We start from the raw sequence: 25,193 nt of genomic DNA on the forward strand, positions 1-25,193 counted from the left end.
GCAATGCTAAAATTGAAAAGAAAATATGATTGTTAAGGAGAACCACAAATGATAAAAGTAATAGCGCCAAGTAAAAATCCAAATTTTATTCCATTCGCCCATATTTCATCTCTTTACCTTGTTTGTCATATCTCTTTCTTTTAGATTTTATTTCTTCCATGCGGATTCTATATATATTTGTTCTTTTTAACCCAGCCTTAATTGCCATATCAAAGTACATCATCTTTGTCGGGGTATATTTTTCGCATATAAGTCTCATGGCTTTGATACTTTCTTCCTCATCTTCAACTATTTCAACTTTGCCTTTTATTACTGCTGACTCATATTCAGTAGTAAATACACTGCTAATCAATAATCTAGCTTTAGATTCATCAGATGCGATTTCTTTTAATTCCTCTTCAGCAAAGTTATCTGGAATTCTTATCTCCCCTACAAATGCTACACTGACTCTCGGATTATTTGTCAATGTACGTACTTTTCTTCCATCCTTAGCTGAATGAAAGTAAAGATTTTCTTCATGTCTTACTATAGACAAAGGTATTCCATATGGTTCATCACCATCTATCATTGAGAGTATTCCGTATCTGGCCTTATCTATTACATGGTATCCAAAATCACTACTCATTTCTCTATCTTTTCTTCTCATGCTTATAAACTCCTTTTTACTATTCATTCTTCAAAGAATCAAATTTTTTATTTATCCATTTTATCAAGCCAAGCTTCTATTGGTATCCCTCTGAATTTATCTACATTATCCTTACTCAGTATTATAATATCCTTTACATAATCCATAGCTTTTTGCACAGAATCCTGTAAAGGTTCTCCCAAAAGCACTTTTCCCATCATTACTGATGAAAATACATCTCCTGTTCCTGGAAATCTGACTGCCACATACTCAAACGGAAGGCTAAAATATGCATCTTCTTTGGAATCGTAGCCCAATACAGCAGTATGATCCTTAAGATTTACACTTGTAATTACAATAGATTCAGAACCTAATTCTCTTAATCTATCTATTAATTCATATCCTTCTTTTAATGATATTCCTTCATTTTTAATATCTACACCTGCTAAGAACGCTGCTTCTGTATAATTAGGAACAATATAATCTGCAACTGAACAGAGTTGTCTCATATATTTTATAGTTTGATTAGTTACTCCATTATATAACTTCCCGTCATCCCCCATAATAGGGTCTACAAATATTATGGTACCCTTCTGGGATTGTTCTTGGCAATAATCTGCTACAAGTCTTACCTGTTCCTCAGACGCAATAAAGCCTGTTGATATCCCATCAAAATTAAATCCCAGCTCTTTCCATACAGATATTGTGTTTTTCATATATTCAGTTGTTTCCAATATTTCAAACTTTCCATAATCAAATGTGTTTGAAATCAATGCTGTGGGTAAATTATATAGATCAAAACCCATATGGGATAGTACAGGAATCATCGCAGCTAGTGCCACCTTCCCATAACCTGGCAAATCATTTATCAATAATATCTTGTCACTCAAATTATCCCTCTTTTCATACTGGTACAAAAGTTCGCTAATTAAATACTAATTCAAAACCCCGCTTATCATAAGCTAAAAATCCAACCTTAATTTTTTCATCTGTTCATTGGTGCGTTTTTATCTATATTAGATCAAATTCCTTTCATATACTTTCTTCCGTTTATAAGTATATTTCAAAATCGTTCCCGTATCAAGGAACGATTTTCAACTTTTTTTAGGATACAGTTTTACTCCATAAACAAATTCGTACGATTAAACCAAATGTCAGCAAGAAGTTCTATAGCTGGCACAATATCCTTTTCTTTAATCTTTCCATAACCTAATATAATGAAATTTCCTTGACTCGCACCATTGTTAAGCCAAAATGGGGATACCGGACTGACTTGAACACCACATGCTAAAGCTTTTTGAATAAGAACATCTTCTTTCTGTCCATCTGTAATTTCCATTAGAATGTGTAATCCCGCTTCATGACCATATATCCGAACTTTACCGTTCATATTTTTTTTGATTGCATCAACCAAGATATCATGCTTCCTTTTTTGACTTAGACATAGTTTTCGAATATGCTTTTCCCAATGGCCATCTCGCATAAGTTTAGCTAAAACACTTTGCTGAAGCAACGGAACTGTACACTGGTATCCTCTGTATTTTTCATTGTAAGCGGATAGTAACCAATACGGTAATACCAAATATGCCATTCGTAAACCTGTTGATAAAGCTTTAGAAAAAGTTCCTACATAAATCACTCGCTCAGCTTGATCAATGGATTGCAGTGATGGAATCGGAAGCCCTTTGTACCTAAATTCGCTATCATAGTCATCTTCAATTATTACCATATTACGCCGATGGGCGAGATTTAAGATTTCCATTCGGTTTTGGATTGGCATAACAGCACCTGTCGGGAATTGATGTGATGGAGTAATATGAACCATAGGGACGGACATAGATGAAAGTCTTTTTATGTCAATACCATTCTTATCAACTGGAACAGTTTGTATTGCAAAACCATTACTTTGAAATACTATACTTGCGCCATCATAACAAGGTTCTTCCATAGCAACATTCTTTTCACATGGAAAAATTCTTATGATAATTTCCAAAGCAAGTTGTGTACCACTACAAATAATAATCTGTTCTGTTTCGCACTTTACACCTCTGCTACGATACAAATATTGTTTTAGCTGTTGCCGCAGCTCTAAATCCCCTTTCACATCTCCAAACCCATGCACAAATTGTGCTTGGGGTCCATCAAGAATATCTGCTACATATGTACACCAGAGCTTATTTGGAAAACTTGCAGCTTCTAGTTCTCCATACTGGAAGCTATATCGGATTTTATTCACATTCTTATCAGATTGCCCAGTTGATCGCTTTTCATGTTTTGGGTAATCAAATAATTCTTGGTGTAAATAAAAATCTAATTTATTAACAACATAGCCCGAACCCGGTATCCCCGTTATATACCCCTCCAGGGCAAGCTGTTCATAAGCATTTTTAACTGAATTTCTTCCAACCTTTAGCTCACTTGCTAATGCTCTTATTGAAGTAATACGTAAACCTTCAGGGAAGTTCCCGGATAAAATACCACTTTTAATTTGTTCATAAATTTGTTGATAAATAGGCAGACTACTATTACGGTCAATATGCAGCATCTTTTTTTACCTCCTTATAATTATCAATTATACACGATATTTCTTGTAGAGCTACATCCGTTAGTCTTGCACCTTCCTCACGAAACAAATAATCAAGAAATGCGTGTGCCGCTTCATAGCCATAACCCTTGCCCTGATATGCTCCGTTCATCATCCAGCGCTGTTTTTGTCCAAAATAGCTGTAATCTCATCCTCCACCCCCTCGTTGAGCGCAATGTACGGCAGATTTGGCAGCTCGAATCTGGTTCCAGGGTAATCATGTTGAAATCTCTTTATCATCCCAGGGAGCCACTGTGCAGAGACACTGTTAAATGTTCCAATTCTAATAGGACCTTCACGAAGGCCATTGATCTCTCCGATTCGCTCGGAAAATCTACGTCTCGACAGCTTTGATAAATGCCTCATATTGTGAGAGACTCTTGTGGATTAATTGTTTCCACTATCTTTGAAATCTGATATCAACATTCCATAAGTAATAGTGTCCGTCCATTCTCTCTTATTCCAGAAATCCTTAATAAAATGAGCCTCTTTACGCATTCCAACTCTTTCACAAAGCTTTGCTGATGAAAGATTTCTAGCATCAAGATTTGCTTGTATGCGATGCACTCTCTCTATGTTAAACAAATATTCAATCACACATTTTATATCTTCAGAAGCATAGCCCTTTCCTGAATATTGCTCATTAAATACATAACCTATTTCGACAGTTTCTTTCATTTGTGTATACCAGACGGAAATATCACCAATCACCTTATTATCCACCTCACAAGCTAAGCTGACAGATGCTTCTTTGGTAAGCTGGTCAGCCATCAACTTCTTTTGAAATTTGTTATTCTTAGAAGATGAAGTCCATGGTTCATGCAATAAAAACCTGCAGATGTTTTCATTGCTGTAAATTTCAAAAGCATCTTCAATATCTGTTTCCCTGAAAGATCTGATTTTGAGTCTGGTTGTCCTTAATTCCATAATAAATCTCCCTAAATTTTTATTTAATCGATTATCTGTATTTTACCATATCAGCCTATTTTAATCATCATAAATCTAAGATGGACAACCAAATACGTCGCAATATTCTAAATACTCTGCATTAAAACCACTTCTGAAAAAGGCGTTAAAGAAAAATTAAAATCAAACTTGTCAAAACTTTATTCTAAAACAAAAAAGTTCAGTTTTTTCTTCTATTGATGAGTTGGCAAGTGCTTTGTCATTCAAGCCCCCGCTCTATCCTAATCAATTGCAAATTAGGAGGATCTGGTAACAAAAGAGCATTATCTTTGCTTACAATTCAATGACATCTGCACTTTCAAAATTCAATACCACATTTGCGCTCGTAAAACTTATTTCATATAAAACTAGATTCTCACCTACCTGTTCAATTGTATTGGCATAACCCATTATTTTTTTACTAAACACTTCCGCTAGATGGAAAATTGTCCTTTCGCTTTTTCTAACCACTCCTCTTGCTCGAACATGTTCATTACCCATATGGGGTATTGTAGTAAATGCAATTTCATTATTAGTTTCAAATTCTTTAACCTTTTCGTTGTCTCCAAAAGTCGAAAAGTAAATCAATTTCTTTTCTTCATCAAATATAAAATTTACAATTCTTACATTTGGAACGCTCGCTATACATGTTGCAAGAGCAATCTCCGTCTGAGTCGCCATCATTCTATAAAATTCTTTTTCTACATTCATCCTTATTTCACTCCCTTTGTGTTATTTAAGTTCATTTTACTTTTAAACGGTGTCATATTGTGATACCATTTAAATATACTATTTTAAAAAGAGGGGAAAATGAAAAAACCTGAACGCTTACAGGATCTGATGATCTATTTGAATGGTAAAAATTCATTCAACCTAAAGGATGTTATGAATAAATATCAAATCTCAAAAAGTACAGCTTTGCGAGATATACAGTCACTTGAATCAATTGGAATGCCGATATACTCACAGCAAGGTAGAAACGGGTATTATGGCATCCTCCCTAATCGATTGTTGTCACCCATTGTTTTCACCGTTGACGAGATGTATGCACTCTACTTTGCTATGCTAACCCTTAGTGATTATCAAACGACTCCTTTTCACTTATCTACAACTGTGCTGAAAAACAAGTTTGAATTATGCTTATCCGATGAGAAAAAGAATCAGCTCCGGAAAATGGAACGCATACTACAAATGGGTGGCACCAAGCATTTTAATGAAAGTAAATTCTTAAAAGACATCTTAGCATTTGCAACTGATAACAAGGTGTGCGAAGTTGAATACACGAAAAATTCTGCTACTCAGACATTTTATGTACAGTTCTTCAATATTTCTTCTTCATTTGGCCAATGGTACACAACCGCTTTCAATTTTCAATCAGAGAAACCGATTGTCTTTCGTTGCGATAAAATATCGTCCATAATGGAATCCAAACATTATATTGCCAAAAATTTATTAGAGTTTGATACGTCAAGTTTTGAGTTCTTCAAAAGTGCTGACGCAATTGATTTTAGGGTGGAAATCACACAAAAAGGTGTTGATAAGTTTTATAAAGAAAACTATCCATCTATGAAATTAGAAATGATTGGTAGTCGATTTTATATCAACGGTTATTACAATGAAGGAGAAGAAAGTTTCATTGCAAATTACCTTGTCTCTTATGGCAAACAAATACTTTCAATATCGCCAGAAGAATTAAAAAGCAGCATTAAAAATACCATAAGGGAGCTTGACTCTTATTATCTATCGGTAATCTAGCGCAACAATTCATTTTCTGATATATTCCGCTTAAATAAAGTATAGGTAACAGTTAAGTAGCAGACAAATATGAAAAGGAAAACGCCATATACGCTGAATACATTCATCAGTATGTGATCTACTGTGATATATGGCCTGTAATCCCCATAATTCACTTTTAATAAGTATACGAAAATTGCTCCGGCACCACATAAAGCCACAATAATAGGAACACCGAACCATACAGACATTTGCTGCCGTATCAGCTTCTTGATCTGGGTTCTATCCACTCCGATTTTTTCTATCACTCCAAATCTCTGTTTGTGTTCAGTCGTATCGGTAAGTTGCTGCAAAGCTAAGATTGTAAGGGATATAACAATCAAGACCAAGCCTGTATACGCGCCTCCCAACCTAAGCATCAGCGAGTTGGATATTCCCTCGTTAAGCTGTAGAGTTCGAAGCCTCACATATCCGCTGTTTTTGGGAATCATACCACTGTTATTCAACCAAGGATTGATTTGCTCGTCCATTTTGACGGCAAAATCGTGGGAAAGCGGTTTAGTCGTATTAGCAGCGTAATAGATGGTTGCAAGGGTGAGATTTTTACATATGGAATCCGGCAGAATATATACGGCTTTCATCCTGCTTGTAAAGATTCCCATGCCAACATTCATTTGATAATCTGCTCCTTGAACCTTAGTTAGCATGTTTTTGCCAGCCTGTATTTGTGTATGCTGCTGATTAAATGCCTCTATTTCTTCAGGTAAAGCCTTATGACTCCATGCTATGGCAAAACCCTTTTCAGACAATGAGATTTTTTCGTGTCCGGATAAATTAAGAAGGTCATTGTAATTGCTGAGCGCGATACCCAGAACGGGCATATCCTTTTGAATCCGTATATCGAAATCACTATCTTTCAAAAAATAGGTTTCTACTGTTGCACTCCCGGCTATTTCATAGCCTCCGACCGACAAATAGTGGTTCAGATAGGAGCTGTTTATCGCTGTTTTAGGTAATTGATTCATATTGTCTACCTGTGTATAAGCTGAAAATATTTGAACGTCATAGAGGGAACGTGCTTTCAAATATCCGTCCACCTGTGCGGTATAGGCAGGCAGCCATCCAAGCAAAACCAAAGAGAACAGAAAAGCGCAGGATAGAACTGCCATTGTTTTGGAATTCGTTTTTAGCTTTGAAATGATCTGCCCAAGTAAAAACAAATTCTGATAATTGAAACGCTTTGATTTCCTCTTCATCAGAACCAGCAACCATGAAAGTCCGCTAAAAAATGAAATTAGACTAAAAATGATCATGCCAACCGCCAATACAGGAGGAACAAAGGTATAATAAGCCCCGGTGATGAATCCACTCCGCAGCAACTCATCAATTAGCCCCTGAAGCTGTAATTGCAATATTCCTGTAATCAGAGAAGTTACAGACAGCAGAATTGCTCCGAAGCTGCCATCTTTTTTCATCTTTCCGGTGACAAAAAGAAACATAAACACACAAAGCAGGAAGACAGCTGCACTGACAATATTAGCTCCTGTCATCCAAATTGCTTGCTCACTGAGCCGATTCCAAAAGGGCACGATTTTATGACTGCAAAGAAACAGAATACCAATATCCGCCACACAACTGGCAGCCATAGGAGAAAGAAGCATGTACTTTAGCGTAGAAGCACTTTCTGTTTTCTTGCTGTCGTTCAGCATATCGATTATTTTCTGCTTGCGTATGATACGCACATTACCGATGCCAATGATCAGAAACAACATGGTAAAAAACAATAAAGTCCAGAGAATCGTGTCAGGGTAAACAGAAAAATACGGCTTAAATACTTCCCCAAAGCTACTCATAATAATTGCACTTACAATTTGAGATAAAAGCATTCCGAGTACAACACCTAAGCAGACCGCTACAAGCCCCATCAGAAGCATTTCTATAAAAAAGAGAGTTGCTACTGTTCGCTGTTCCATCCCTATAATGGTTTGCAGTGCAAATTCCTTTTTTCTGCGTTTCATCATATAACAATTGACATAAGAAATAAGAAAAACAAGAAGCAACGCGATAACCGGGATGATGATTTTCATTTTTTCCGAAAAGTATTCCAGATTCATCTGAATCGGCAGCCTGCTGTTATAGAAAGGGCTTGTGATGGATAAAAACCCATAAAAAAGTCCCACCGATAAAATCAAGGTCAGCATATAAATCAGATAGTCCTTTGCAGAATGCTTAACGTTGCGCAGGGCCAACTTAACGTACATCGGATAAGTCACCTCCCAGCAGTGTCATTACATCAAGGATTTTCCCAAACATCTGTTTTCTGCTTTGTCCCCCCCGCAGAATTTCCGCGAAAATTTGACCGTCCTTTAGGAACAGAATCCTCTTTGCATAGCTTGCTGTAAACGCATCATGGGTTACCATAAGAATGGTTGCGCCCAATTCTTGATTCATGGTTTGAATGGTCGTTAAAAGCATCTGCGCCGAACGGCTGTCCAGTGCCCCGGTCGGCTCGTCTGCCAGTATCAACTTGGGATTGTTGATCATAGCCCTTGCACAGGCACAGCGCTGTTTCTGGCCTCCTGAAACCTGATAAGGGAACTTATCCAGTATCTGCACAATATCCAGTTTTTCAGCAATCTGCTTTATGCGGGATTCAATTTCTCCTGCCGGAACCTTGTTGATAGTCAAAGCCATTGCAATATTTTCGCTGATGGTCAGTGTATCCAACAAGTTGAAATCCTGAAAGATAAACCCAAGATTTTCTCTGCGGAAACGGGCAAGTTCTTTTTCCTTGATTTCTGTAATATCAGTGCCACTTAATAGAATATGGCCTGCACTGACGGTATCAATGGTGGAAATACAGTTCAGCAAAGTTGTCTTCCCAGAACCGGAAGCCCCCATAATGGCAATAAATTCACCGTTCTGCACCTCAAAGCTGATGTCATCGAGTGCTTTAGTAAGGTTGCCTTTATTGCCATAGTATTTTTCAATATGTTCAATACTTAATAGTTGATTCATATTTTTCACCTCACATTCATTTTAACGAATAAAGAAATCTGATTGTATCTACTTTTCTTACAAAGTTCTTACAAAAATGTAAGAAGTGCAGGAAATTTACTCCTGCACTTTCACAAAATCTCCTTTGGGGAAATACAACTCTACCTGTGTTCCTTGCCCGGATTCGGACGTTACGGCAATACCAATACCCAGCTTCTCACAAAGGCGTTTGCACAAGAACAATCCGATCCCTGTAGAGCTTTTCCCAGTTCTGCCGTTTTCACCGGTAAAGCCTTTTTCGAAAATCCGGGGAAGATCAGTTCCTGATATCCCAACACCATTGTCACCAATGCCTAAAACAATTTGTCCTTGCTTGGAATTTGCCTCAAAGGTTATCTTTGGTTCTTTCTTACTGTATTTTACCGCATTCGCAATGAGCTGATTCAAGATAAAGCCAATCCATTTTTCATCGGTATAGACCGTATCGTCACAATTATTTACTTCAACCGAAATATGGTTTTGAAGCAGATGCTGCTTGTTCTCTGCAACAGCGGCATGGATCATTTCTGACAATGAAACTTCCCTGATTAGATAATCCTTTTCAATATTTTCGCTTCTGGCATAATAAAGTGCCTGATCAGTGTAGTGGCTGACCTTTGTAAGTTCTGCCATCAGCTTTCGAGTGGTATCGGATTTGTTGTTTTCGCATAGGAGCTTCATTGCAGAAATAGGCGTTTTGACATCGTGTATCCATTGCTCAATATATTCCTTGTACTCCTTGCGCTCTCGTTTAGATTCCGACACCTGCTCTATCATGGATTTATTTGCAGCTTTTAGAAGCCCATAATAAATTTTATCTTCTGTCAGTATTGGATACTCCATAACCTCTGAAATTAAATATTTTTTATCCAACCGCTCCAGTTGTAAAAGCAGCTCTGCAAAATGCCTTTTTCGGGAAAAGAAACGGACATTAATATAGCTTGCGGTAACTAAAATCCAGATAATCAGCAGAATTAAGGTGATGCTTGCCTGCACATTGACTGCCGATAAGAAAATCACACAGAAAAGCATGGATAGAGCATGAGTAATGATAACGGGGAGCTGATCTTTTAAATACTCTTGATACCTCATATCAAATACCCCTGTCGGTGCTTTGTCCGAATAAAGTCCGTTACCCCGATGCTCTTTAATTTTTCCCGGATTCTCGTAATGTTTACACTAAGGGCATTATCGTCCACATAGAGCTGGCTGTCCCAAAGGTATTCCACCAAATCCGCACGGGGAACAATCTTTCCTGCATTGCGAAAAAGATACACCATGATTTTCAACTCGTTTTTCGTCAACTCTGCCAACTCTCCTTGATACTCAATCTTGCTGTTTTCCAGATGGAGAGTAACTCCCCCATATTTCAAAACTTCTGCATGCTCAGAAGCGTAGGTGCGTTTTAGCAGTGATGCAATACGAGCCAGTAAAATAGGTGTATTGTATGGTTTTGTGATAAAATCATCACCACCCAGCATGATGCTGTTCAGTTCGTCCATATCCGTGTTCCGACTTGTAACAAATATGATTGGCACATTGGAAAACGTGCGTATTCCCGAACAAATTTTAAAGCCGTTCTGCACTGGTAGGTTAATATCCAGTAAAAGCAGATGTGGAGGGTTGTTCTGTATTTCACTGATAATATTAAAAAAATCCTTTGGCAGGATTACTTCATAACCATTGCTTTTCAGAAGCACCGATAACTCCTCTTGAATAACTGCATCATCTTCAATAATCATAATTTGATACATGAAATCATCACTCCTTTTTCCTGTTTTCTTCAGCCTGCCATCTGGTGCACTCATGGAAATTGCCCATGCACGCCCAAAGTTTAGTGTATACGTTGAAGAAAATAAATTCAAGTTAATAAACCTTAACTTTATCAGTCCCTCAAAGTCTTGTACAAGCAACAAGAAGGATCATCTCGTCCCACGAAAGTACAGGCTTTTTGCTTGATTTCTCCATTCAATTTTGCTGCTAAAATTCCCATGATGATAATCGTGATAATATCGGCAACCGGCTGCGCTGCTATCACTCCATTTAGTCCCATAAATTTAGGCAGAATCAAAATAACAGGAATAAAGAATACGGCCTGACGCCCTGCACTTAATACCCATCCCCCTAATGCTTTACCTAGTGCAAGTGAGAGCATGGAGTAAATTGCTTCCATACCGTAAAAAGTGAATGTTATGATATTTATACGAAGAGCCAATGAACCTATCTTTATGACTGATGCATCATTTGTTGTAAATAAAGAAATAACCGGCTGCGGTAATAAAATCATGAACAGCGTCATTAAAATACAAAAGAAGGTAGTCCATTTCACTGCGATCTTTGTCGCGCTCTGCAACCGTTCATATTGTCTTGCGCCATAATTATATCCGGCAACGGGCTGAAAACCTTTTGCGAAACCAAATACCGCATAAATGCCCATAGTAATCACACGAGTTACAATCCCCATTGCAGCAATTGCTGCATCACCATATGGTTGTGCTGTCATATTTGTTAAGCTGATTGCTACACTGGTCGAAAGTTGAAAAACAAGTACTGCTATTCCAATTTTAAAAATTTCCCTGAAAATTTTACTCTCAAAACGAATTTCTTTAGGTGAAAAGTTAAAGATGCTTTTTTTCTTTGCTATGTAAGACAAATACATAATAGATGTTATGATTTGAGCAACCGCCGTTGCTGACGCAGCGCCTATCATTCCCATATGCAGACCATAAATACAAACAGGATCAAGAATAACATTCAGCCCCGCCCCAAGGATCATTGCAGTCATAGATACCTTAACCGCCCCCTCGCTTGAAGCAATATTGTTCATGGTAACATTAAAAATATTGAATATTGAACTGGCTACATAGATCATGGCATATTGTTTTACATAGGGGAAAATTGTTTCCGTTGCACCTAATCCCCATATTACTTTGTCTAAGAAGCACAATAAAAAAATGATTACCACTGTCCCAACAGAAAGGCTTAAATAAAGGGCAGTCGAAGCCACATGACTTGCTTCTTCATTTTTTCTTTCACCCAATAATCTGGATATATACGCCGCTGCACCGCCGCCAAACATGACTGCAATACCGACGATTGCTTGTCCAAGAGGGAAGGCTATCGATATTGCCCCCATTTGGCTTGTTCCTAATCCACCGACAAAATAAGCATCAACAAGGTTGTATATCCCTGTCACCAGCATGCCGATCATTGTCGGCAATCCCATTTTTAGTAGAAGCTGAGGGATTGGGGCTTCCCTTAACATTGTGATACGTTCTTCCTTATTCATGATAAAAATTCCTTTCGTTTAAAATTTGTGCACATTTATGAATGAAGTTGCGGTATTACTTTTTTGAATGTAAAGCTGCAATAACAATCTTCGTGATTACCCTACAATTGCTATTGACTGAAAGTATGGATTGATTTATTGATACTCTAACTTGATCTTGTTTCTTTTGCAGCTTTCTTGATCCTGAAATTATGAATAGAACATTTTTATGTAATCCCGATTTTACGATTCGCAAACTTTTTATCTTACCATTCGCTTCGAATTTTTGAATTTCTTGTTCCGCTTTTTTATATATCAAGTCATACAGAACGGGATCGGTATCTAAATAATCAATTTGTATTGTTGTGTCACAATCCATTTGCAGATAAAGTTTATAAGAAATTTCATTGGCGATGTCGCTTAAAATGGCACTGTTTTCTTCCTCTCCCTCAATATGCATGGAAGCTACATAATGTCCAAGACCATAATCATGAATGATCAGGCTGTTGATACCTTTGACTTGGGAATACTGCATAATAATAGTTGTAATTTTATCAACTAAGTCTTTATCCGGTGTTTGCCCTAACAATCTTTCTACAATTTCCATCATGGATTTCAGACCTGAAAACATAATAAAAAAAGAAACCAGCAATCCGCACCAGCCATCAATTTTCCATCCGGTAAAATACTGTACAATAAGCGAAATCATAATAGCTGTTGTTGCTGCCATATCACTGATGCAGTCAGAAGCAGTCGCTTTCATGGCGGAGGAATTTATTTTACATGCAATATTCTTATTGTAAAAAAACATATACAGCTTCACAAGAATGGAACAAATAAGTAAAAATACTATCATCCAGCTGAATTCTATGTTTTGAGGGATACGTATTGATGTAATGGAGTTTTTTGCTAATGTAGTGCCCATTACAAGTACTGCAAGTGCAGATAGAAATCCCATCAGCCATTCATACCTGCCGTGCCCGAATAAATGATTTTCGCCAGATCCAATTCCGGCCAAGCAAAAGCCAAGAAACGAAGCTATGGAAGTAACTGCATCTGCTAAATTGTTAAAACCATCCGTTATAATAGCCGTTGATCCGCTTATAAGCCCTGAAAATAATTTAACTGTAAATAAAAGAGTATTTAGTAAAATCCCTATAGCGCTGCAAAGCTTCGCATAGGACTTCTGTACTGATTGTGACGCAATATTCTCATAATCCTTTATCAATAGTCGAATCAGCAAAGACACCATTTATCATCCCTCCTCTCTTCGCTAATTGATTTTTCAGTGCTTCAAACGTTTCATCACTTATGATATGTTCCATACAGCAGGCATCTTTTTCTGCTGTTTTCAGTGAAACTCCCAGATAGATTAACAAATCTCGAATTGTACAGTACCGTGCATAAATTTTATTCGCATACTGCAGTCCATCCGCAGTGAGGCATATATTATTTTCGATAGCAGTAACATAATGAAGTTGTTTTAAATTTTTTATCATATGGCTTACACTCGGTTTTGAATATCCCATAGCTTCGGCAATGTCTACATTTCTAACCTCATGCGATTGCTTATGAAGCAGTAAAATTGTTTTCATGTAATCCTCTCCTGACTGGTGTAATTTCAAAGAACACATTCACCTCCTTACGAATGAATAATTTTATTCATTCATATATATAATAATTCTTTAAGTGCAAAAAGTCAATGAATGAATTTATTCAATAGGTCGTCAATAAAAAAATACATGACAGCCAGCAGACTTTTCATGTACTTTTTCTTTCACGTATATTCCTATTTTATATTCTAATTTGCCTTGATTCCTAAAACGCGTACCAGCATATCTTGCGTAAAATCAAAAAAGGATTGCATATACTCCTTCGCATTTTCAGTTGGCATTTCTGCGTGGAACGTGTGTATCAGACCGGTAATCAAAAATTGAGCAGTTCTAGGAGCATTGCTGCAACTGAAAGTTTTTTCTTTCACCCCTTGTTCTATAATCGGTATCATTACAGTCATCCATTGATAGGCTACATCATCCAACAGAATTGCCCTAATGCTTGATCCCTCATTATATCTCGATTCATACTCATGGTGATTCACCGAAAAATCAAACATGCGGTTTATGACAAGATTCAATTTTTCAATTGCTGGGATATCCTGTGATATTGGAATTTTCATTTGTTCTACCGCTTGTATTGCATAATATTCTGAAGTTGCCGCAAATATTTCCGTTTTAGATTTAAAATAACGGTAACATAGTCCAGGAGATACATTCATCTTTTCAGCAATATCTTGAATGGTTGTATTTTCATAACCTTTTTCAGAAAACATCTCTAATGCTGTTTCAATAATTTCCTGACGGCGTTCGTCCGGTTCTTTCGATATTCGTATTTTACGAGAACGACCATTCTCGCCCTCTGTGAATTTATTTTTTGACAATTCCATAATATTCCTCCATTTAAATCACTTTGCGAGTGAATGAATATATTCATTATCATCCATTTTTTATTTTTTGTCAAGGCAACGATAAATTGTCTACTATCATACCCCTACCACAAAAAAGAAGATGAAACAAAAAACATGCTATTTCAAGATACGCTTTTGCCATAAGGTCAGAAGTGGAAAGCCCAACTCAATAATCACATAAACAAGATCAATAGGCGATGGTATGCCACAAAACAGTAAGGAAATCAAACGCCCGATGCCTCCACAGAAAAAGCATACAGCTATAACCCGTAGCGTTGTTTTATCACGGTCGATTCGCGGAATCATCCACAACAGAATTATACCAATGCCTAACCATAGACCATTGTAAAATCGAAAATTACTTTCCAGCATAAGAAGTCCGTTCGAGAATTCTTGCCCATCAGCAAAGCCGTAGTACCAGTTTACTGCACCATAAGCATATCCTAAATAGGCTGAAAATAAGGCTAATATACTGATCAAACCAAGAATCAACTGCATAATACGTTTTGATATCATTTTGCTTTTCATATTTTTTTTCATTACATTATCTTTCATTATTTAAATTCACTCTTCTTTCTATATACATCAAATAGTTATATATCGTTTCGATATTTCTGTTTAAAAAAAATGCACTTCCTTTTCTTTTTATATAGAAATGTGCCCCTAATTGGAAATAGGCCTTATTTTTTGTTTAGTTCCTGTGTTGTCATTTTCATATTTTTTCTCCTTCGATTTGTATTAATAAGTTTTTGCACCAGTCAATTATAAATTGATAATAACGAATACCATAGACCATTGTAGAATACACAAAAGTTAACTGATTCACATCATATGCTTCTTCAAGATCCGATTTTTGTTTGCTTAACTGATTAAAACATAATTCTACTTCTGATATAAATGTTTTTAAATTTAATATTGCTTTTTCTTTAGGTAAATATTGATAGAAGTAGAAATGAACTAAATGCTCTTGTTTCGTTTTAGAAAAAACAATCGGGGTTTCAAGCCAGCTCAAAAAAGATGTCTTACCCATATCAGTAATGGCGTATAGTTTTTTGAATTTACTACTCTCAACAACTTCATGGCAACTGATGTAACCTTTTTCCTCTAACCTTTTTAGCGCTGGATAAATGCTTCCAAAACTAGCGTCAAAGAAATAAGATGTGCAGTTTGCCATCCACTGTTTTAAATCATACCCGCTCATTTCTTCTTTCATCAGAAATCCTAAGATTATGTATTCTAACATATGTTCTCCTTGTATCGTCAATATATATATATCGATTCGATATAATTAATATTATAATAGCAAACTTGGATTTGTCAATAGTGCCGCTTTCGCTTTATTGGTTCAGTTTTTGACAAATATATTTATTGTATTTCACTTTTTTTACCAACTCCTTTTGTTCCACTACTTTCCAGATTCGATATACAGTAGAAGTTATGGTAGTTGCAGTGGCTCCATACGTTAAAGCTTGGCTTATAAATGTATTTACCGTCAGAGATAGCTGAAAAGACACATATATTAATAATGGGGCAACATAAAAGAGTATTATGGTGAACCTGCCTATAAAATCAAAAACAAACATTGCGTTTACTCTCGAATGCCTTTTTAATAAAAATGAAGTGATTACAAATTCTATAAATTTAAAAAGAATAACTGTCAAAAACCAAAATGGTGCTATTTTTAGATAAATCAAAGTACCGTATGAAGCTACAATATAGAATAAATCTGCTACAACATCAAAAGTTGCACCGAAACGAGATGTGTTCCCCGAAATTCTAGCAGCTTTACCATCTGTAAAATCCGAAAGAAAAATAAGTAAAGAAATTACGATAGGAACCAATACTCTGCCAAGGTTGTTTAGAATATAAGCATTTAGTAGGCACGTTAAAATAACCCTAGATATCGTTATCAAGTTAGGAATCCTCTTAGTCATTCTTCGATAACTCCTTACCCAACTCATATGCTGTGTTTTCATTTTCTTCTTTCTTCAAATTCGTATCAAACTTAAATACTTTATAAGGTTTTACATCTTTAAGTGACTTTTCCATAGCATCAAACTCGTCCATACTGTTCATTGCTATTCCGGTAGAATACAGAACTACTTTTCCTAATGAATAATCCTTTATGCTCTTGATATAATCAATCAATGCTTTCGACGAATTTGACCAATAGGCAGGCGAACCGAATATAACAACCTGATAACTCGAAATATCATAAGTCAATTTTTTTCCTGGATAATTCATGGTTACTTCATATCCGCTATCGTTAAGCCCTTTAGCAATTTGATGAGCCATCCGGCTGGAAATATTCGAAATTGAGGGTTGATATATAATCAAAGCTTTACCAATTGGTTGTCCGTCGCTTTTTAGTACTTCCTCATGGTTTCCTTTCGGCAAGTTTGTTGATAAAATCATCAAGCAAAACAATACCACACATAAAATTAGTAGCACAAATATAATTCCGATAACTAAAAAAATTTTCTTTATCATTTTTTACCTCCTAATTATTATTTTTTATCTCTGTTAAATCTACTTCTGAATAATTTCCTCTCTTTGTTTTTATAGTAATTCGAATAAAATTACTCTCCAACTATAAATTCAAAAGACCTTTCGCAAATATTCTGGCACTTTCCATATCTTTCTCATCTGGATGCCCTTTTTCTCTGCCTGCTATAAATGCCCCTTTTCCTTTGAAGTTTAAATTAAATCCCAGTGGGCTATATTCACCGGAACAGCTGAACTCACCTATTATTTTGCAGCCTTTTTCTGAAAGTTTATCTTTGACTGCATATAAATTTTTCGCCCCAAAGTATGCCGTGGTAAAAAACAGGAATACATTCTTGTTCATGTTGGGCATTTTCTCAATTAACGTATCTATCGTTTTATGGAACCCTGAACCATAGATACCCGAACCAAAGCCTATCAAGTCATACTTTGCCAGTTCTCCTATTTTGGCATCTTCAACCTTTACAATATCTGCATTCATTGTTTCTGCCATAACTTTTGCTATCTTCTTGGTATTCATTTTGTGATATGATTGATAAATAATTAATGTTCTCATATTCTTACCTTCGCCTTTCTCAATTAATATATTTTAAGTATGCTAAACCAGTTTTGAATGAACATTTTTATATTCATTCATATAATAGTATAAAGTATTTGTCGTTATTGAACATCATCTTAATAGATAATATTCATCAGTTTGCCACTTTATCAATTAAATTTTAGTAATAAAATGCCATGTTACATTTCACTTAGACCATCAAACCTTTCATGACGAACTCTGTTATGTGATCTAAAATATCGGGGAAATATTGCAATCCTATCTCTTCTTTGTGCGTATCAATATTTATAATCGCTGTAAAAAAAGCCATTATAAATTCACGATCCATATCTGTTCTCATTTTCCCTTGTGACTGCCATTTTTCTATTAGCTCTTCAAAATTGGTATATAAGAAATCAAATCGATCTGCCCCGTTATCTTCTCGGTATTGCTGCTCAATCTTCTTAAAGACATCTTTGTTATACCATTCTTTCAGTATAGGATTTGAAACTATCCCTTTAATATTTAACGATAATAATTTTTTACTTAATGTTTTGGGGTCTTCATCAAGGTCAACGGACTTCATAATGCTTTTTTTTAGTAAAACGTTCTCGTTCAGAAAAATCTCCAAGAAGAGTTTCTCTTTGGATTGATAATAGTTGTAAAATGTACCGACTGCTATTCCAGCCATTTTTGTAATATCGGAAACATTCGTATCCTTAAACCCTTTAGAACTGAATAATTCTTTTCCGCAAGTATAAAGAACCGCTTTTTTGTCTTCCACTTTTTAGCCCTCCAGTATATGAATGAATTTATTTTAACTCATTCATATTATAGTACAGCTATTATTTTTTGTCAATTTAATTTTTGGTATAAGTATTTAAGTTGTTTAAGATACTCTATTTGTTCCTTCTCTGTTTTCTTAGAGTGAGTTCTTCACTGCATGAGCCATGATGTCACCTACCATAGGGCACCAAGATAGCAGATTTCTCCCTTGATAAGATGTCCGGTAATGCTGTTTTGCAATGCGATATTAGTCCTCGTCAAATATCTCTACGACCTCAAACCCCTCCTCGTTAATGGCATCACACAATTCATCTTCAGTTAATATACCACGGCCGTACTCCACAAGAATGGATTCTTCTTCTAAATTTAACATAACTTTATCCACGCCGCTCATACCCTCTAAAATTCGGGATACGGCACTACCCATTGGCATATTGTCCATGCCCTCAACAACGATAACCTTTTTCATCGTTTCCTCCTATTCTGCAATCAGTGCATCCACATATTTGACCACATCATTTACTGTCCGAAATGTATGGACATCTTCATCATGAATTGTCACCTCAAAACGCTTTTCAATTTTAATCATCAGTTTTGCAATATCAATTGGCTCAATATCGTATTCCGGTGTTAGTGGCGTTCTGCCACTTAATTCATTTTCAGAAGCACTTATGACCTCACACAGCAAAGAAATAATAATATCCAACGTCATATCTCGATACCTCCTTGAATGAATGCACTTTTCTCACCGGTATAAAATAGATTGAGACGATGCAAAGCTCGGGTGCTGGCAATGTACAGCAGCTTTTTATCATCAACGGAATGATAACTCTCTTTATTTGCACCGTAAATTAACACAGAATCAAATTCTAATCCTTTTGACATAGTGATCGGGATAATAAATACTCCTGCTGTATTCAGGTCTTCACCTGAGTGAACTAAATGAAGACTCAATCTATCTTTTAATCGACGATAAAGGGATTCTGATTCCTGTGCATCCTTACATATAATTCCGATGGATTGGTAGCCTTGGTTTTTACTATAAACAGCTTCTTCGATTATTTTTCCATCGAGCAAATCTATGCTATCAGCTTTGATAACCTGCGGTATGTCACCGCTGCGGTTAAAACTTTCAAAGAGCGTGGCATCATCCAAAAACTGCATACTGAATGAAAGTATCTCTTTGGTGCATCGAAAACTTTTATTCATGGCCATTAAGCAAGAGCTGTTAGGCTGTAAAATATTAGTAATTCTCTCATATAGGCTCATGGTCTCCTGCTTTTCAATCGTTTGATTGATATCACCCAATATGGTATATCGTGCATTTGGAAACAATTGCTTTAATATCTCAAAATGAAGATCGTAGTAGTCTTGTGCTTCATCCACTACAACCTGCCGGATGTTCCTGTAGGTATCATTTGTACCAATCAATAACTGCAAATAAGTTACAGCCAAAGCATCCTCATTTTGAAGAGTAGAATCTGTGAGTTGTTCCTTTGAGTAGGACAGTATTTTCTCAATGTTGTTTGGCAACTCAGTTTCTGCTGAAAGAGAAAGCAATAAATTATCTGAGTTTATCAATTTTTTGTAAAGTGAAACAGGATTTAATTTTATAAATTCATCAACTTTTTGAGCAAGAAGAGTGCTTTCTTTGATAGACAGTTCTCTTGCATATTCTTCCCAATCAAAAGGATGCTCAGGATCTTCCCTTGCTTGCCGCAACAGTTTAGGCATCCGACCTTTACGCATCTCATGTATTTCGTTAAAAATATGCTGGCGTAGATGGCTCAGTTTTATCGCCAAGCTACTTCCGTTCATTTGAAGCACACGATTTTTTAAATACTGCCCTGTAAAAACGGTTTTTCCATCATACTCAATATCAGGAAAGACGATATGAGATGTTGGAAGGCTGTCTGCATATCTGTTTAGTATTCTGCCAAATGCTTTGGACATTTTGAATTCCATTGCTTGCTTTTGCAGTGCTTTTGCCGAGGATGATGCACAGGAAATCAGCATTTCAGTTTGGTGATAGCGAGACTGAAATGCCGGCTTGTCTGGTAAACTATCCGTTATCAGATCATCAAACACAATAGATTTCACTTCATCCTCACCCAGCTCAGGCAATACATTGGAAATATATTCTTCGAACAGTGTATTAGGAGATAGAATAATAATGTCAGATGACTTCAGGCGACTTGAAAGCCCCTGATATTTGAGGTAAGCCACACGATGTAAAGCAATAGAGGTTTTGCCACTTCCGGCAATTCCCTGAACCATAAGCAGGTCGTGGGTACCATCTCGGATGGCGATATCTTGATCCTTCTGGATGGTTTCTACAATGCTTTTCATTTTGCTGGAGGTATTTCCGGATAGCATTTTGCGTAAAAATTCATCTGCAATCTGAACATCGGCATCAAAAAAGTACTCGAAGACTCCTTTTTTTATTTCATATTGCCGTTTCAGACCAATATCTCCCGTAATGCGGCCACCCGGTGCATCATAATGTGCATTTCCGGTTTCAAAACGGTAAAATAGGCTGGCAATAGGAGAACGCCAATCGTAGATAATAATTCCTTTCTCCTGATCATTAAATAATGTTCCTCTGCCAATATAGACTTTTTCGTACTGTTCTTCAGCCTCCATACAAAAATCAATTCGGGCGAAATAGGCTGACTGTGATAATCGTTCCAGCAACTGGATCGTTTTAGTACTGGATTCTATTGCAAAAGTATTACTGGCAAGCGGTTGATAGAATTGGCTTAACTGTACCGCTCCGTCAAAATTATCTGCGGAGTGGGAGGCATTCTCCCACATATCCCGATTAGTTTCTCTTAAATCTTCTATGCTTTTGGAGTTATCTTTTTTAGCATCCTCCAATTGCGAGTGAATAACTTCAAGAATCTCATTGTAATGAGCAAGTTCAGTATTTAATACCTGTTCATAGTTTTCCAAGTAAACACCTCATTTCTATACAGCATATTTATTTTAAATGATTGCACCTAATCATTACTTATAAGACATAATCGAAACATACGGACGGCTTCACGGGTAATATAAACCTTTAGCTCAGCTTCATTTTGGATTAAACCTCTGCCTAAAAGATAATTTGATATTTCACCCACAACGTAGCAGTGCGTATTATGAAGCACTCGTTTGCTCGTATCTGCATTTGGATATTGTCCATAAAGTTCTTTCCATATTTGGGATATATATTGATTCAGCATTTTGTTTGTAGCTTCTGTAGCTTCAATATCTCCCTGCGGCCGGTCACCATCAATATATTCATGCCATGCCAGTCGGAACCAGCCTTTATTATCCAGATACATTTCAACAAAGGCTTCAAAAAAATAGGAAAGGCGCATTTCTGCAGTATTTGCTATATCCAGCTTTTTTGTAAGCATTTTCATAAATATCTCCTGTATGGCAGCATGTGTTTCCCATAACAAATCATTATATGAGGGAAAGTAATTATATAAATTTGTATGGGCGCATCCTAATGTCCGGGCTATCTCCCGAAGATTAAGACCTCGCAAGTCGCTCTTATTTCGCATCAGTTCAAGAGCTGTTTCAACAATTTGCTCTTTTGTTATATTCTTTTTCATTTTTTACCTCCGAGTTATATTACCGTCGGTAATTACCATCGGTAATATAAGCATACTACCCTCATTTCTTTTTGTCAAGAATTTGCTACTATTCGTCATTGCATATATAATTGATGTATATTGCTTTGTCGAAAGGAAGTTGGATATAGATTATATTTCTGTATTCATTTTTAAATTAAATCAGTTAATACAAAGGCATTTATCGCTCTATCATCCTTTTCTGCTGTAACAATAATGGAATCGACTCCGAAATACTCTCGTATATTTTCTTTTGTAAGTATTTGATCCGTTTTCCCTACAAGAAATTTGTTTCCTTTTAAAAGTAAAGTCTTATCCGCAATCGTGAGCGCATGATTTGGATAGTGTGTATTCATTACACAGGCAATTCCTTTTTCTTTTGCTAGTCTTTTAATTATTTTCAGTATTGTGATCTGATTTCCAAAATCAAGGTGAGATTCTGGCTCATCCAATATCAGCAATTGAGGTTCTCCGACTAACGCACGGGCAAGCAACACCATTTGAAGCTGTCCGCCGCTTAACTGATTACAGGATTTATCACGAATCGCTGAAATGCCTACCTCTTCCAAGGCTTTGTCAGCTAACTGATAATCCTTTTCCCCAGGTGATGCAAATGCAGGCAGATACTTTGCTCTGCCAAACACAACCATATCCCTGACTGAATACGGAAATGAAAAGCGATGAGCCTGCGGTACATATCCAATCTGTCTTCTTGCGTTACCAGTATCCTTTCCATCAATGAGTGAATGACCTGATTTCCACTTATAAATCCCCATCAAGCATTTTAAGAAAGTAGTTTTTCCTATGCCGTTTGGCCCCATAACAGCAATTACTTCACCTTTTTGAAGCGATAACGTAATATCCTGCAAAATAGGTGTATCTGCTGTATAATAAAAACTTCCTTTTTCTACACGAAGCAACATTATGATTCTCCCTTCATTCGGTTATAAATGAGTGCAAAGAACGGTGCCCCGATTAACGCTGTTAGTATTCCAATTGGTATTTCAGCTGCAGTCAGATTGCGGGCAACGCTATCTACAATCACCATAAAAATTCCACCAAGCAGCATAGATGCAGGAAGTAAGCCCTCGTGGTTCACCCCCATAATTCTTCTGGATATATGGGGAATAACCAGACCTACCCAGCCGACAATGCCGGAAACCATTACACAGGCAGCTGTAATAATTGTACTGAACAGAATAACCGCTATCCGTGCCGCTTGCGGATTTACTCCAAGGGAATATGCCTCTTCTTCTCCCAGTGACAAAATATTAAGCTGCCACCGTAAAAGTAGCAGCCCAGCAATTCCCATAACAATTGGCAAAATAATTATTTTTAAATCATTGAATTCTTTATTTGCAAAGCTACCCATTAACCAGAATGTAATTGTAGGAAGTTGATCGTTTACATCAGCAACATATTTAATCAGTGATGTCAGCGCAGAAAAAACCGAGGTCACAATAATCCCTGATAAAATATAGGACATGGTTTGCGCTTGCCCCTTGGCTCGAACCATAAAAAGTGTTAGGAACATACTGATCAGTCCGAATCCTAACGACAATACGGATGTCATCACACCCATGCCGGATGTAAGGAGTATTCCAAGCGCTGCACCAAATCCAGAACCGGAACAAACACCAAGAATATCAGGGCTGACAAGAGGATTTTGAAATAGCCCCTGCAGGGAGGCTCCTGCTATGGACAAGCCTGCTCCAACGAGTAACGCAATCAGAATACGCGGCAGCCGGACTTGAAACAGAACATGCTCCGCAACTTCAAAGCCCGGATACGAAACTCCAGATAGTTTTGCTTCTATCAGCTTTAAGACATCCCCATATTCCATATGGTAACGCCCTCCAAAAAGTGACGCTACCATTACAAGAAAAAGGAGCCCTGCGAGCAAAATAAACTTTAATTTAACATTATTTTTGGTTTTTATTGTTTTTCGTTTTTTAATCATAATCATTATTTCTGCAACTGTCGCGGACTAAGCACAGCAGAAATCAGCTCCTCCTCCAGCGTAATTTTGTACATCCTGCTGTAATACTCTTGAAACAGCATTTTAAAATCACTCTCACTCAACAACTCCGGATAACTTTTTGAGATCATCCAAAGCGGTGTAAGCGGAGCATCCGAGCATGGTGCGCCCCATGAATAGATTCCCTGTGGAATATCAAAGATTGTGTTGTTTTTATAAGCGGAAAGCAAGTCCCAGTCCTGTCCATTCATTTTATTATTCAACATAGCAGAAGCCGGGCTTCCGATAAATACATAAATAAAATCGGGGTTCCACTCATAGAGCTGTTCCATGCTGACTTCAGCCTGTCCTGATATTTCTGCTGCCGCATTGACAAGACCACTTTTTTCAAACCACGTATCTGCATAAGTTCCGCTTCCATATACGGAAATCACACCTCCCGTATTGCTGAAAAGAAATAGTGCAGTCTTTTTTTCTCCTGTATATGTATCGAGAACCTCTGCTCCCTTTTTGTTGGAAGCTTCCCATTCGTTCTGAAGCGAAACAGAATCATCTACCTCAAATATCTTACGCATCAGGTTATCCCATGCGATCGTAACCGTTTCCGGATTGTTATCTCCTTTTTTCATCATATCGACAATCGGTATCCCCAAATTTTCAATGCCCGATTTCTGAGCTTCTCCATAGTAAAACACAATATCCGGTTTGAGATTTAAAAGCTCCTCAGTATTAGATACAAAACCTTCGCTTACAAATGAGGTCTCAACACCATTCCAATTTGGGAAAAGCTTGCTTACAATTTCAGTATTTGAAGTCGTAAAGGCTCTGGAATTAGCCCCTACAATCCTATCGGGATCAGAAATAACTCCCAAAAGTACGGATGTCGTTGGTGGGGATATGATAACTATACGCTGAATTTCTGCTGCCGTCGGCACAGTCACGGTGTTTCCGCCTAAATCGGTTATCATTCTCGTCCCTGATTCTGATGAATTTTTAGACTCGGTAACAGATGCATCTTCTGGCGCCCCACAGCCTGCGAAAGCCACAGTCAAAACAATCGATAAAATTAAGAACCATATTTTATTAGATTTCATTTTATTCCTCCCGTTA

The 25,193-nt window shown here is 36.9% G+C and carries 29 protein-coding genes; 1 reads left to right on the forward strand and 28 read right to left on the reverse strand.

Annotated features, from left to right (window positions below; all coding sequences use genetic code 11):
- Positions 1 to 85 precede the first annotated feature (85 nt).
- From U5921_RS01235 to U5921_RS01265, 7 genes are all read right to left on the reverse strand, one after another.
- Positions 86 to 646, reverse strand: a complete 561-nt coding sequence (locus U5921_RS01235; RefSeq protein WP_324824723.1) for a pyridoxamine 5'-phosphate oxidase family protein — start codon at positions 644 to 646, stop codon at positions 86 to 88.
- A 47-nt stretch (positions 647 to 693) separates the two neighbouring features.
- The gene (locus U5921_RS01240; RefSeq protein WP_324824724.1) at positions 694 to 1,515 is read right to left on the reverse strand and encodes a pyridoxamine kinase; all 822 of its coding nucleotides are present in this window, start codon (positions 1,513 to 1,515) and stop codon (positions 694 to 696) included.
- A 227-nt stretch (positions 1,516 to 1,742) separates the two neighbouring features.
- Positions 1,743 to 3,170: a PLP-dependent aminotransferase family protein gene (locus tag U5921_RS01245; RefSeq protein WP_324824725.1), complete on the reverse strand. Its 1,428-nt coding sequence runs from the start codon at positions 3,168 to 3,170 to the stop codon at positions 1,743 to 1,745.
- Positions 3,157 to 3,324, reverse strand: coding sequence for a hypothetical protein (locus U5921_RS01250; protein WP_324824726.1), 168 nt, complete (start codon positions 3,322 to 3,324; stop codon positions 3,157 to 3,159). Before U5921_RS01250 ends, U5921_RS01245 begins: the two co-directional genes overlap by 14 nt.
- Positions 3,321 to 3,575: a LysR substrate-binding domain-containing protein gene (locus U5921_RS01255; protein WP_324824727.1), complete on the reverse strand. Its 255-nt coding sequence runs from the start codon at positions 3,573 to 3,575 to the stop codon at positions 3,321 to 3,323. Before U5921_RS01255 ends, U5921_RS01250 begins: the two co-directional genes overlap by 4 nt.
- 21 nt (positions 3,576 to 3,596) lie before the next feature.
- Positions 3,597 to 4,136: a GNAT family protein gene (locus U5921_RS01260; RefSeq protein ID WP_324824728.1), complete on the reverse strand. Its 540-nt coding sequence runs from the start codon at positions 4,134 to 4,136 to the stop codon at positions 3,597 to 3,599.
- A 312-nt stretch (positions 4,137 to 4,448) separates the two neighbouring features.
- Positions 4,449 to 4,865, reverse strand: coding sequence for a pyridoxamine 5'-phosphate oxidase family protein (locus U5921_RS01265; RefSeq protein WP_324824729.1), 417 nt, complete (start codon positions 4,863 to 4,865; stop codon positions 4,449 to 4,451).
- Positions 4,866 to 4,964: 99 nt separating this feature from the next.
- Between U5921_RS01265 and U5921_RS01270 the strand changes: the two genes are divergently transcribed.
- The gene (locus U5921_RS01270) at positions 4,965 to 5,909 is read left to right on the forward strand and encodes a YafY family protein (protein WP_324824730.1); all 945 of its coding nucleotides are present in this window, start codon (positions 4,965 to 4,967) and stop codon (positions 5,907 to 5,909) included.
- Here U5921_RS01270 and U5921_RS01275 read toward each other — a convergent pair.
- From U5921_RS01275 to U5921_RS01375, 21 genes are all read right to left on the reverse strand, one after another.
- A complete protein-coding gene (locus U5921_RS01275) occupies positions 5,906 to 8,149 on the reverse strand; it encodes an ABC transporter permease (protein WP_324824731.1) in 2,244 nt (747 codons plus the stop codon). The genes U5921_RS01270 and U5921_RS01275 overlap by 4 nt on opposite strands.
- The gene (locus U5921_RS01280; protein WP_324824732.1) at positions 8,139 to 8,906 is read right to left on the reverse strand and encodes an ABC transporter ATP-binding protein; all 768 of its coding nucleotides are present in this window, start codon (positions 8,904 to 8,906) and stop codon (positions 8,139 to 8,141) included. The genes U5921_RS01275 and U5921_RS01280 overlap by 11 nt, the downstream gene beginning before the upstream one ends.
- A gap of 96 nt (positions 8,907 to 9,002) precedes the next feature.
- Positions 9,003 to 10,016 (reverse strand): sensor histidine kinase, encoded by a 1,014-nt coding sequence (locus tag U5921_RS01285; RefSeq protein WP_324824733.1) that lies wholly within the window; start codon positions 10,014 to 10,016, stop codon positions 9,003 to 9,005.
- Positions 10,013 to 10,678 carry a response regulator transcription factor gene (locus U5921_RS01290; protein ID WP_324826025.1) on the reverse strand — a complete coding sequence of 222 codons (666 nt, stop codon included), beginning with the start codon at positions 10,676 to 10,678 and terminating at the stop codon, positions 10,013 to 10,015. Before U5921_RS01290 ends, U5921_RS01285 begins: the two co-directional genes overlap by 4 nt.
- 131 nt (positions 10,679 to 10,809) lie before the next feature.
- Positions 10,810 to 12,213: an MATE family efflux transporter gene (locus U5921_RS01295; protein WP_324824734.1), complete on the reverse strand. Its 1,404-nt coding sequence runs from the start codon at positions 12,211 to 12,213 to the stop codon at positions 10,810 to 10,812.
- A gap of 55 nt (positions 12,214 to 12,268) precedes the next feature.
- On the reverse strand, positions 12,269 to 13,444 hold the full coding sequence (locus U5921_RS01300; protein WP_324824735.1) for a cation diffusion facilitator family transporter: 1,176 nt from the start codon (positions 13,442 to 13,444) through the stop codon (positions 12,269 to 12,271).
- Positions 13,404 to 13,826: a metal-dependent transcriptional regulator gene (locus U5921_RS01305; RefSeq protein WP_324824736.1), complete on the reverse strand. Its 423-nt coding sequence runs from the start codon at positions 13,824 to 13,826 to the stop codon at positions 13,404 to 13,406. The genes U5921_RS01300 and U5921_RS01305 overlap by 41 nt, the downstream gene beginning before the upstream one ends.
- 167 nt (positions 13,827 to 13,993) lie before the next feature.
- Entirely contained in the window at positions 13,994 to 14,635 is a 642-nt protein-coding gene (locus U5921_RS01310) for a TetR/AcrR family transcriptional regulator (RefSeq protein ID WP_324824737.1), read from the reverse strand.
- Between the two features lie 138 nt (positions 14,636 to 14,773).
- Positions 14,774 to 15,172: a DUF4345 domain-containing protein gene (locus U5921_RS01315; RefSeq protein ID WP_324824738.1), complete on the reverse strand. Its 399-nt coding sequence runs from the start codon at positions 15,170 to 15,172 to the stop codon at positions 14,774 to 14,776.
- A 196-nt stretch (positions 15,173 to 15,368) separates the two neighbouring features.
- Entirely contained in the window at positions 15,369 to 15,899 is a 531-nt protein-coding gene (locus U5921_RS01320; RefSeq protein ID WP_324824739.1) for a PadR family transcriptional regulator, read from the reverse strand.
- A 94-nt stretch (positions 15,900 to 15,993) separates the two neighbouring features.
- The gene (locus tag U5921_RS01325; protein WP_324824740.1) at positions 15,994 to 16,590 is read right to left on the reverse strand and encodes a CDP-alcohol phosphatidyltransferase family protein; all 597 of its coding nucleotides are present in this window, start codon (positions 16,588 to 16,590) and stop codon (positions 15,994 to 15,996) included.
- Positions 16,583 to 17,146: a flavodoxin gene (locus U5921_RS01330; RefSeq protein ID WP_324824741.1), complete on the reverse strand. Its 564-nt coding sequence runs from the start codon at positions 17,144 to 17,146 to the stop codon at positions 16,583 to 16,585. The genes U5921_RS01325 and U5921_RS01330 overlap by 8 nt, the downstream gene beginning before the upstream one ends.
- Before the next feature lie 100 nt (positions 17,147 to 17,246).
- Entirely contained in the window at positions 17,247 to 17,717 is a 471-nt protein-coding gene (locus U5921_RS01335; RefSeq protein ID WP_324824742.1) for a flavodoxin domain-containing protein, read from the reverse strand.
- 193 nt (positions 17,718 to 17,910) lie between these two features.
- Positions 17,911 to 18,483 carry a TetR/AcrR family transcriptional regulator gene (locus tag U5921_RS01340; RefSeq protein ID WP_324824743.1) on the reverse strand — a complete coding sequence of 191 codons (573 nt, stop codon included), beginning with the start codon at positions 18,481 to 18,483 and terminating at the stop codon, positions 17,911 to 17,913.
- Between the two features lie 249 nt (positions 18,484 to 18,732).
- Positions 18,733 to 18,954 carry a heavy metal transport/detoxification protein gene (locus U5921_RS01345; RefSeq protein ID WP_324824744.1) on the reverse strand — a complete coding sequence of 74 codons (222 nt, stop codon included), beginning with the start codon at positions 18,952 to 18,954 and terminating at the stop codon, positions 18,733 to 18,735.
- Between the two features lie 9 nt (positions 18,955 to 18,963).
- Positions 18,964 to 19,197: an acyl carrier protein gene (locus tag U5921_RS01350; RefSeq protein WP_324824745.1), complete on the reverse strand. Its 234-nt coding sequence runs from the start codon at positions 19,195 to 19,197 to the stop codon at positions 18,964 to 18,966.
- Positions 19,194 to 21,437, reverse strand: a complete 2,244-nt coding sequence (locus U5921_RS01355; RefSeq protein WP_324824746.1) for a HelD family protein — start codon at positions 21,435 to 21,437, stop codon at positions 19,194 to 19,196. Before U5921_RS01355 ends, U5921_RS01350 begins: the two co-directional genes overlap by 4 nt.
- A 47-nt stretch (positions 21,438 to 21,484) precedes the next feature.
- Positions 21,485 to 22,087 carry a TetR/AcrR family transcriptional regulator gene (locus U5921_RS01360; RefSeq protein WP_324824747.1) on the reverse strand — a complete coding sequence of 201 codons (603 nt, stop codon included), beginning with the start codon at positions 22,085 to 22,087 and terminating at the stop codon, positions 21,485 to 21,487.
- A 170-nt stretch (positions 22,088 to 22,257) separates the two neighbouring features.
- Positions 22,258 to 23,028 carry an ABC transporter ATP-binding protein gene (locus U5921_RS01365; RefSeq protein WP_324824748.1) on the reverse strand — a complete coding sequence of 257 codons (771 nt, stop codon included), beginning with the start codon at positions 23,026 to 23,028 and terminating at the stop codon, positions 22,258 to 22,260.
- On the reverse strand, positions 23,028 to 24,071 hold the full coding sequence (locus tag U5921_RS01370) for an iron ABC transporter permease (protein WP_324824749.1): 1,044 nt from the start codon (positions 24,069 to 24,071) through the stop codon (positions 23,028 to 23,030). Before U5921_RS01370 ends, U5921_RS01365 begins: the two co-directional genes overlap by 1 nt.
- On the reverse strand, positions 24,071 to 25,177 hold the full coding sequence (locus tag U5921_RS01375; protein WP_324824750.1) for an ABC transporter substrate-binding protein: 1,107 nt from the start codon (positions 25,175 to 25,177) through the stop codon (positions 24,071 to 24,073). Before U5921_RS01375 ends, U5921_RS01370 begins: the two co-directional genes overlap by 1 nt.
- Positions 25,178 to 25,193 lie beyond the last annotated feature (16 nt).

The sequence above is a fragment of the Sinanaerobacter sp. ZZT-01 genome, assembly GCF_035621135.1.
GTDB lineage: Bacteria > Bacillota > Clostridia > Peptostreptococcales > Anaerovoracaceae > IOR16.

Excerpts from the sequence above, each read along its gene's own strand:
- U5921_RS01300 (WP_324824735.1), bottom strand. The coding sequence starts at position 13,444 with ATGGTGTCTTTGCTGATTCGACTATTGATAAAGGATTATGAGAATATT.
- U5921_RS01235 (WP_324824723.1), bottom strand. The coding sequence starts at position 646 with ATGAGAAGAAAAGATAGAGAAATGAGTAGTGATTTTGGATACCATGTA.
- U5921_RS01325 (WP_324824740.1), bottom strand. The coding sequence starts at position 16,590 with ATGACTAAGAGGATTCCTAACTTGATAACGATATCTAGGGTTATTTTA.
- U5921_RS01245 (WP_324824725.1), bottom strand. The coding sequence starts at position 3,170 with ATGCTGCATATTGACCGTAATAGTAGTCTGCCTATTTATCAACAAATT.
- U5921_RS01290 (WP_324826025.1), bottom strand. The coding sequence starts at position 10,678 with ATGTATCAAATTATGATTATTGAAGATGATGCAGTTATTCAAGAGGAG.
- U5921_RS01305 (WP_324824736.1), bottom strand. The coding sequence starts at position 13,826 with ATGTGTTCTTTGAAATTACACCAGTCAGGAGAGGATTACATGAAAACA.
- U5921_RS01320 (WP_324824739.1), bottom strand. The coding sequence starts at position 15,899 with ATGTTAGAATACATAATCTTAGGATTTCTGATGAAAGAAGAAATGAGC.
- U5921_RS01365 (WP_324824748.1), bottom strand. The coding sequence starts at position 23,028 with ATGTTGCTTCGTGTAGAAAAAGGAAGTTTTTATTATACAGCAGATACA.
- U5921_RS01260 (WP_324824728.1), bottom strand. The coding sequence starts at position 4,136 with ATGGAATTAAGGACAACCAGACTCAAAATCAGATCTTTCAGGGAAACA.
- U5921_RS01275 (WP_324824731.1), bottom strand. The coding sequence starts at position 8,149 with ATGTACGTTAAGTTGGCCCTGCGCAACGTTAAGCATTCTGCAAAGGAC.
- U5921_RS01360 (WP_324824747.1), bottom strand. The coding sequence starts at position 22,087 with ATGAAAAAGAATATAACAAAAGAGCAAATTGTTGAAACAGCTCTTGAA.
- U5921_RS01280 (WP_324824732.1), bottom strand. The coding sequence starts at position 8,906 with ATGAATCAACTATTAAGTATTGAACATATTGAAAAATACTATGGCAAT.
- U5921_RS01270 (WP_324824730.1), top strand. The coding sequence starts at position 4,965 with ATGAAAAAACCTGAACGCTTACAGGATCTGATGATCTATTTGAATGGT.
- U5921_RS01250 (WP_324824726.1), bottom strand. The coding sequence starts at position 3,324 with ATGATGAACGGAGCATATCAGGGCAAGGGTTATGGCTATGAAGCGGCA.
- U5921_RS01335 (WP_324824742.1), bottom strand. The coding sequence starts at position 17,717 with ATGAGAACATTAATTATTTATCAATCATATCACAAAATGAATACCAAG.
- U5921_RS01255 (WP_324824727.1), bottom strand. The coding sequence starts at position 3,575 with ATGAGGCATTTATCAAAGCTGTCGAGACGTAGATTTTCCGAGCGAATC.
- U5921_RS01265 (WP_324824729.1), bottom strand. The coding sequence starts at position 4,865 with ATGAATGTAGAAAAAGAATTTTATAGAATGATGGCGACTCAGACGGAG.
- U5921_RS01315 (WP_324824738.1), bottom strand. The coding sequence starts at position 15,172 with ATGATATCAAAACGTATTATGCAGTTGATTCTTGGTTTGATCAGTATA.
- U5921_RS01285 (WP_324824733.1), bottom strand. The coding sequence starts at position 10,016 with ATGAGGTATCAAGAGTATTTAAAAGATCAGCTCCCCGTTATCATTACT.
- U5921_RS01330 (WP_324824741.1), bottom strand. The coding sequence starts at position 17,146 with ATGATAAAGAAAATTTTTTTAGTTATCGGAATTATATTTGTGCTACTA.
- U5921_RS01310 (WP_324824737.1), bottom strand. The coding sequence starts at position 14,635 with ATGGAATTGTCAAAAAATAAATTCACAGAGGGCGAGAATGGTCGTTCT.
- U5921_RS01345 (WP_324824744.1), bottom strand. The coding sequence starts at position 18,954 with ATGAAAAAGGTTATCGTTGTTGAGGGCATGGACAATATGCCAATGGGT.
- U5921_RS01350 (WP_324824745.1), bottom strand. The coding sequence starts at position 19,197 with ATGACGTTGGATATTATTATTTCTTTGCTGTGTGAGGTCATAAGTGCT.
- U5921_RS01375 (WP_324824750.1), bottom strand. The coding sequence starts at position 25,177 with ATGAAATCTAATAAAATATGGTTCTTAATTTTATCGATTGTTTTGACT.
- U5921_RS01370 (WP_324824749.1), bottom strand. The coding sequence starts at position 24,071 with ATGATTATGATTAAAAAACGAAAAACAATAAAAACCAAAAATAATGTT.
- U5921_RS01295 (WP_324824734.1), bottom strand. The coding sequence starts at position 12,213 with ATGAATAAGGAAGAACGTATCACAATGTTAAGGGAAGCCCCAATCCCT.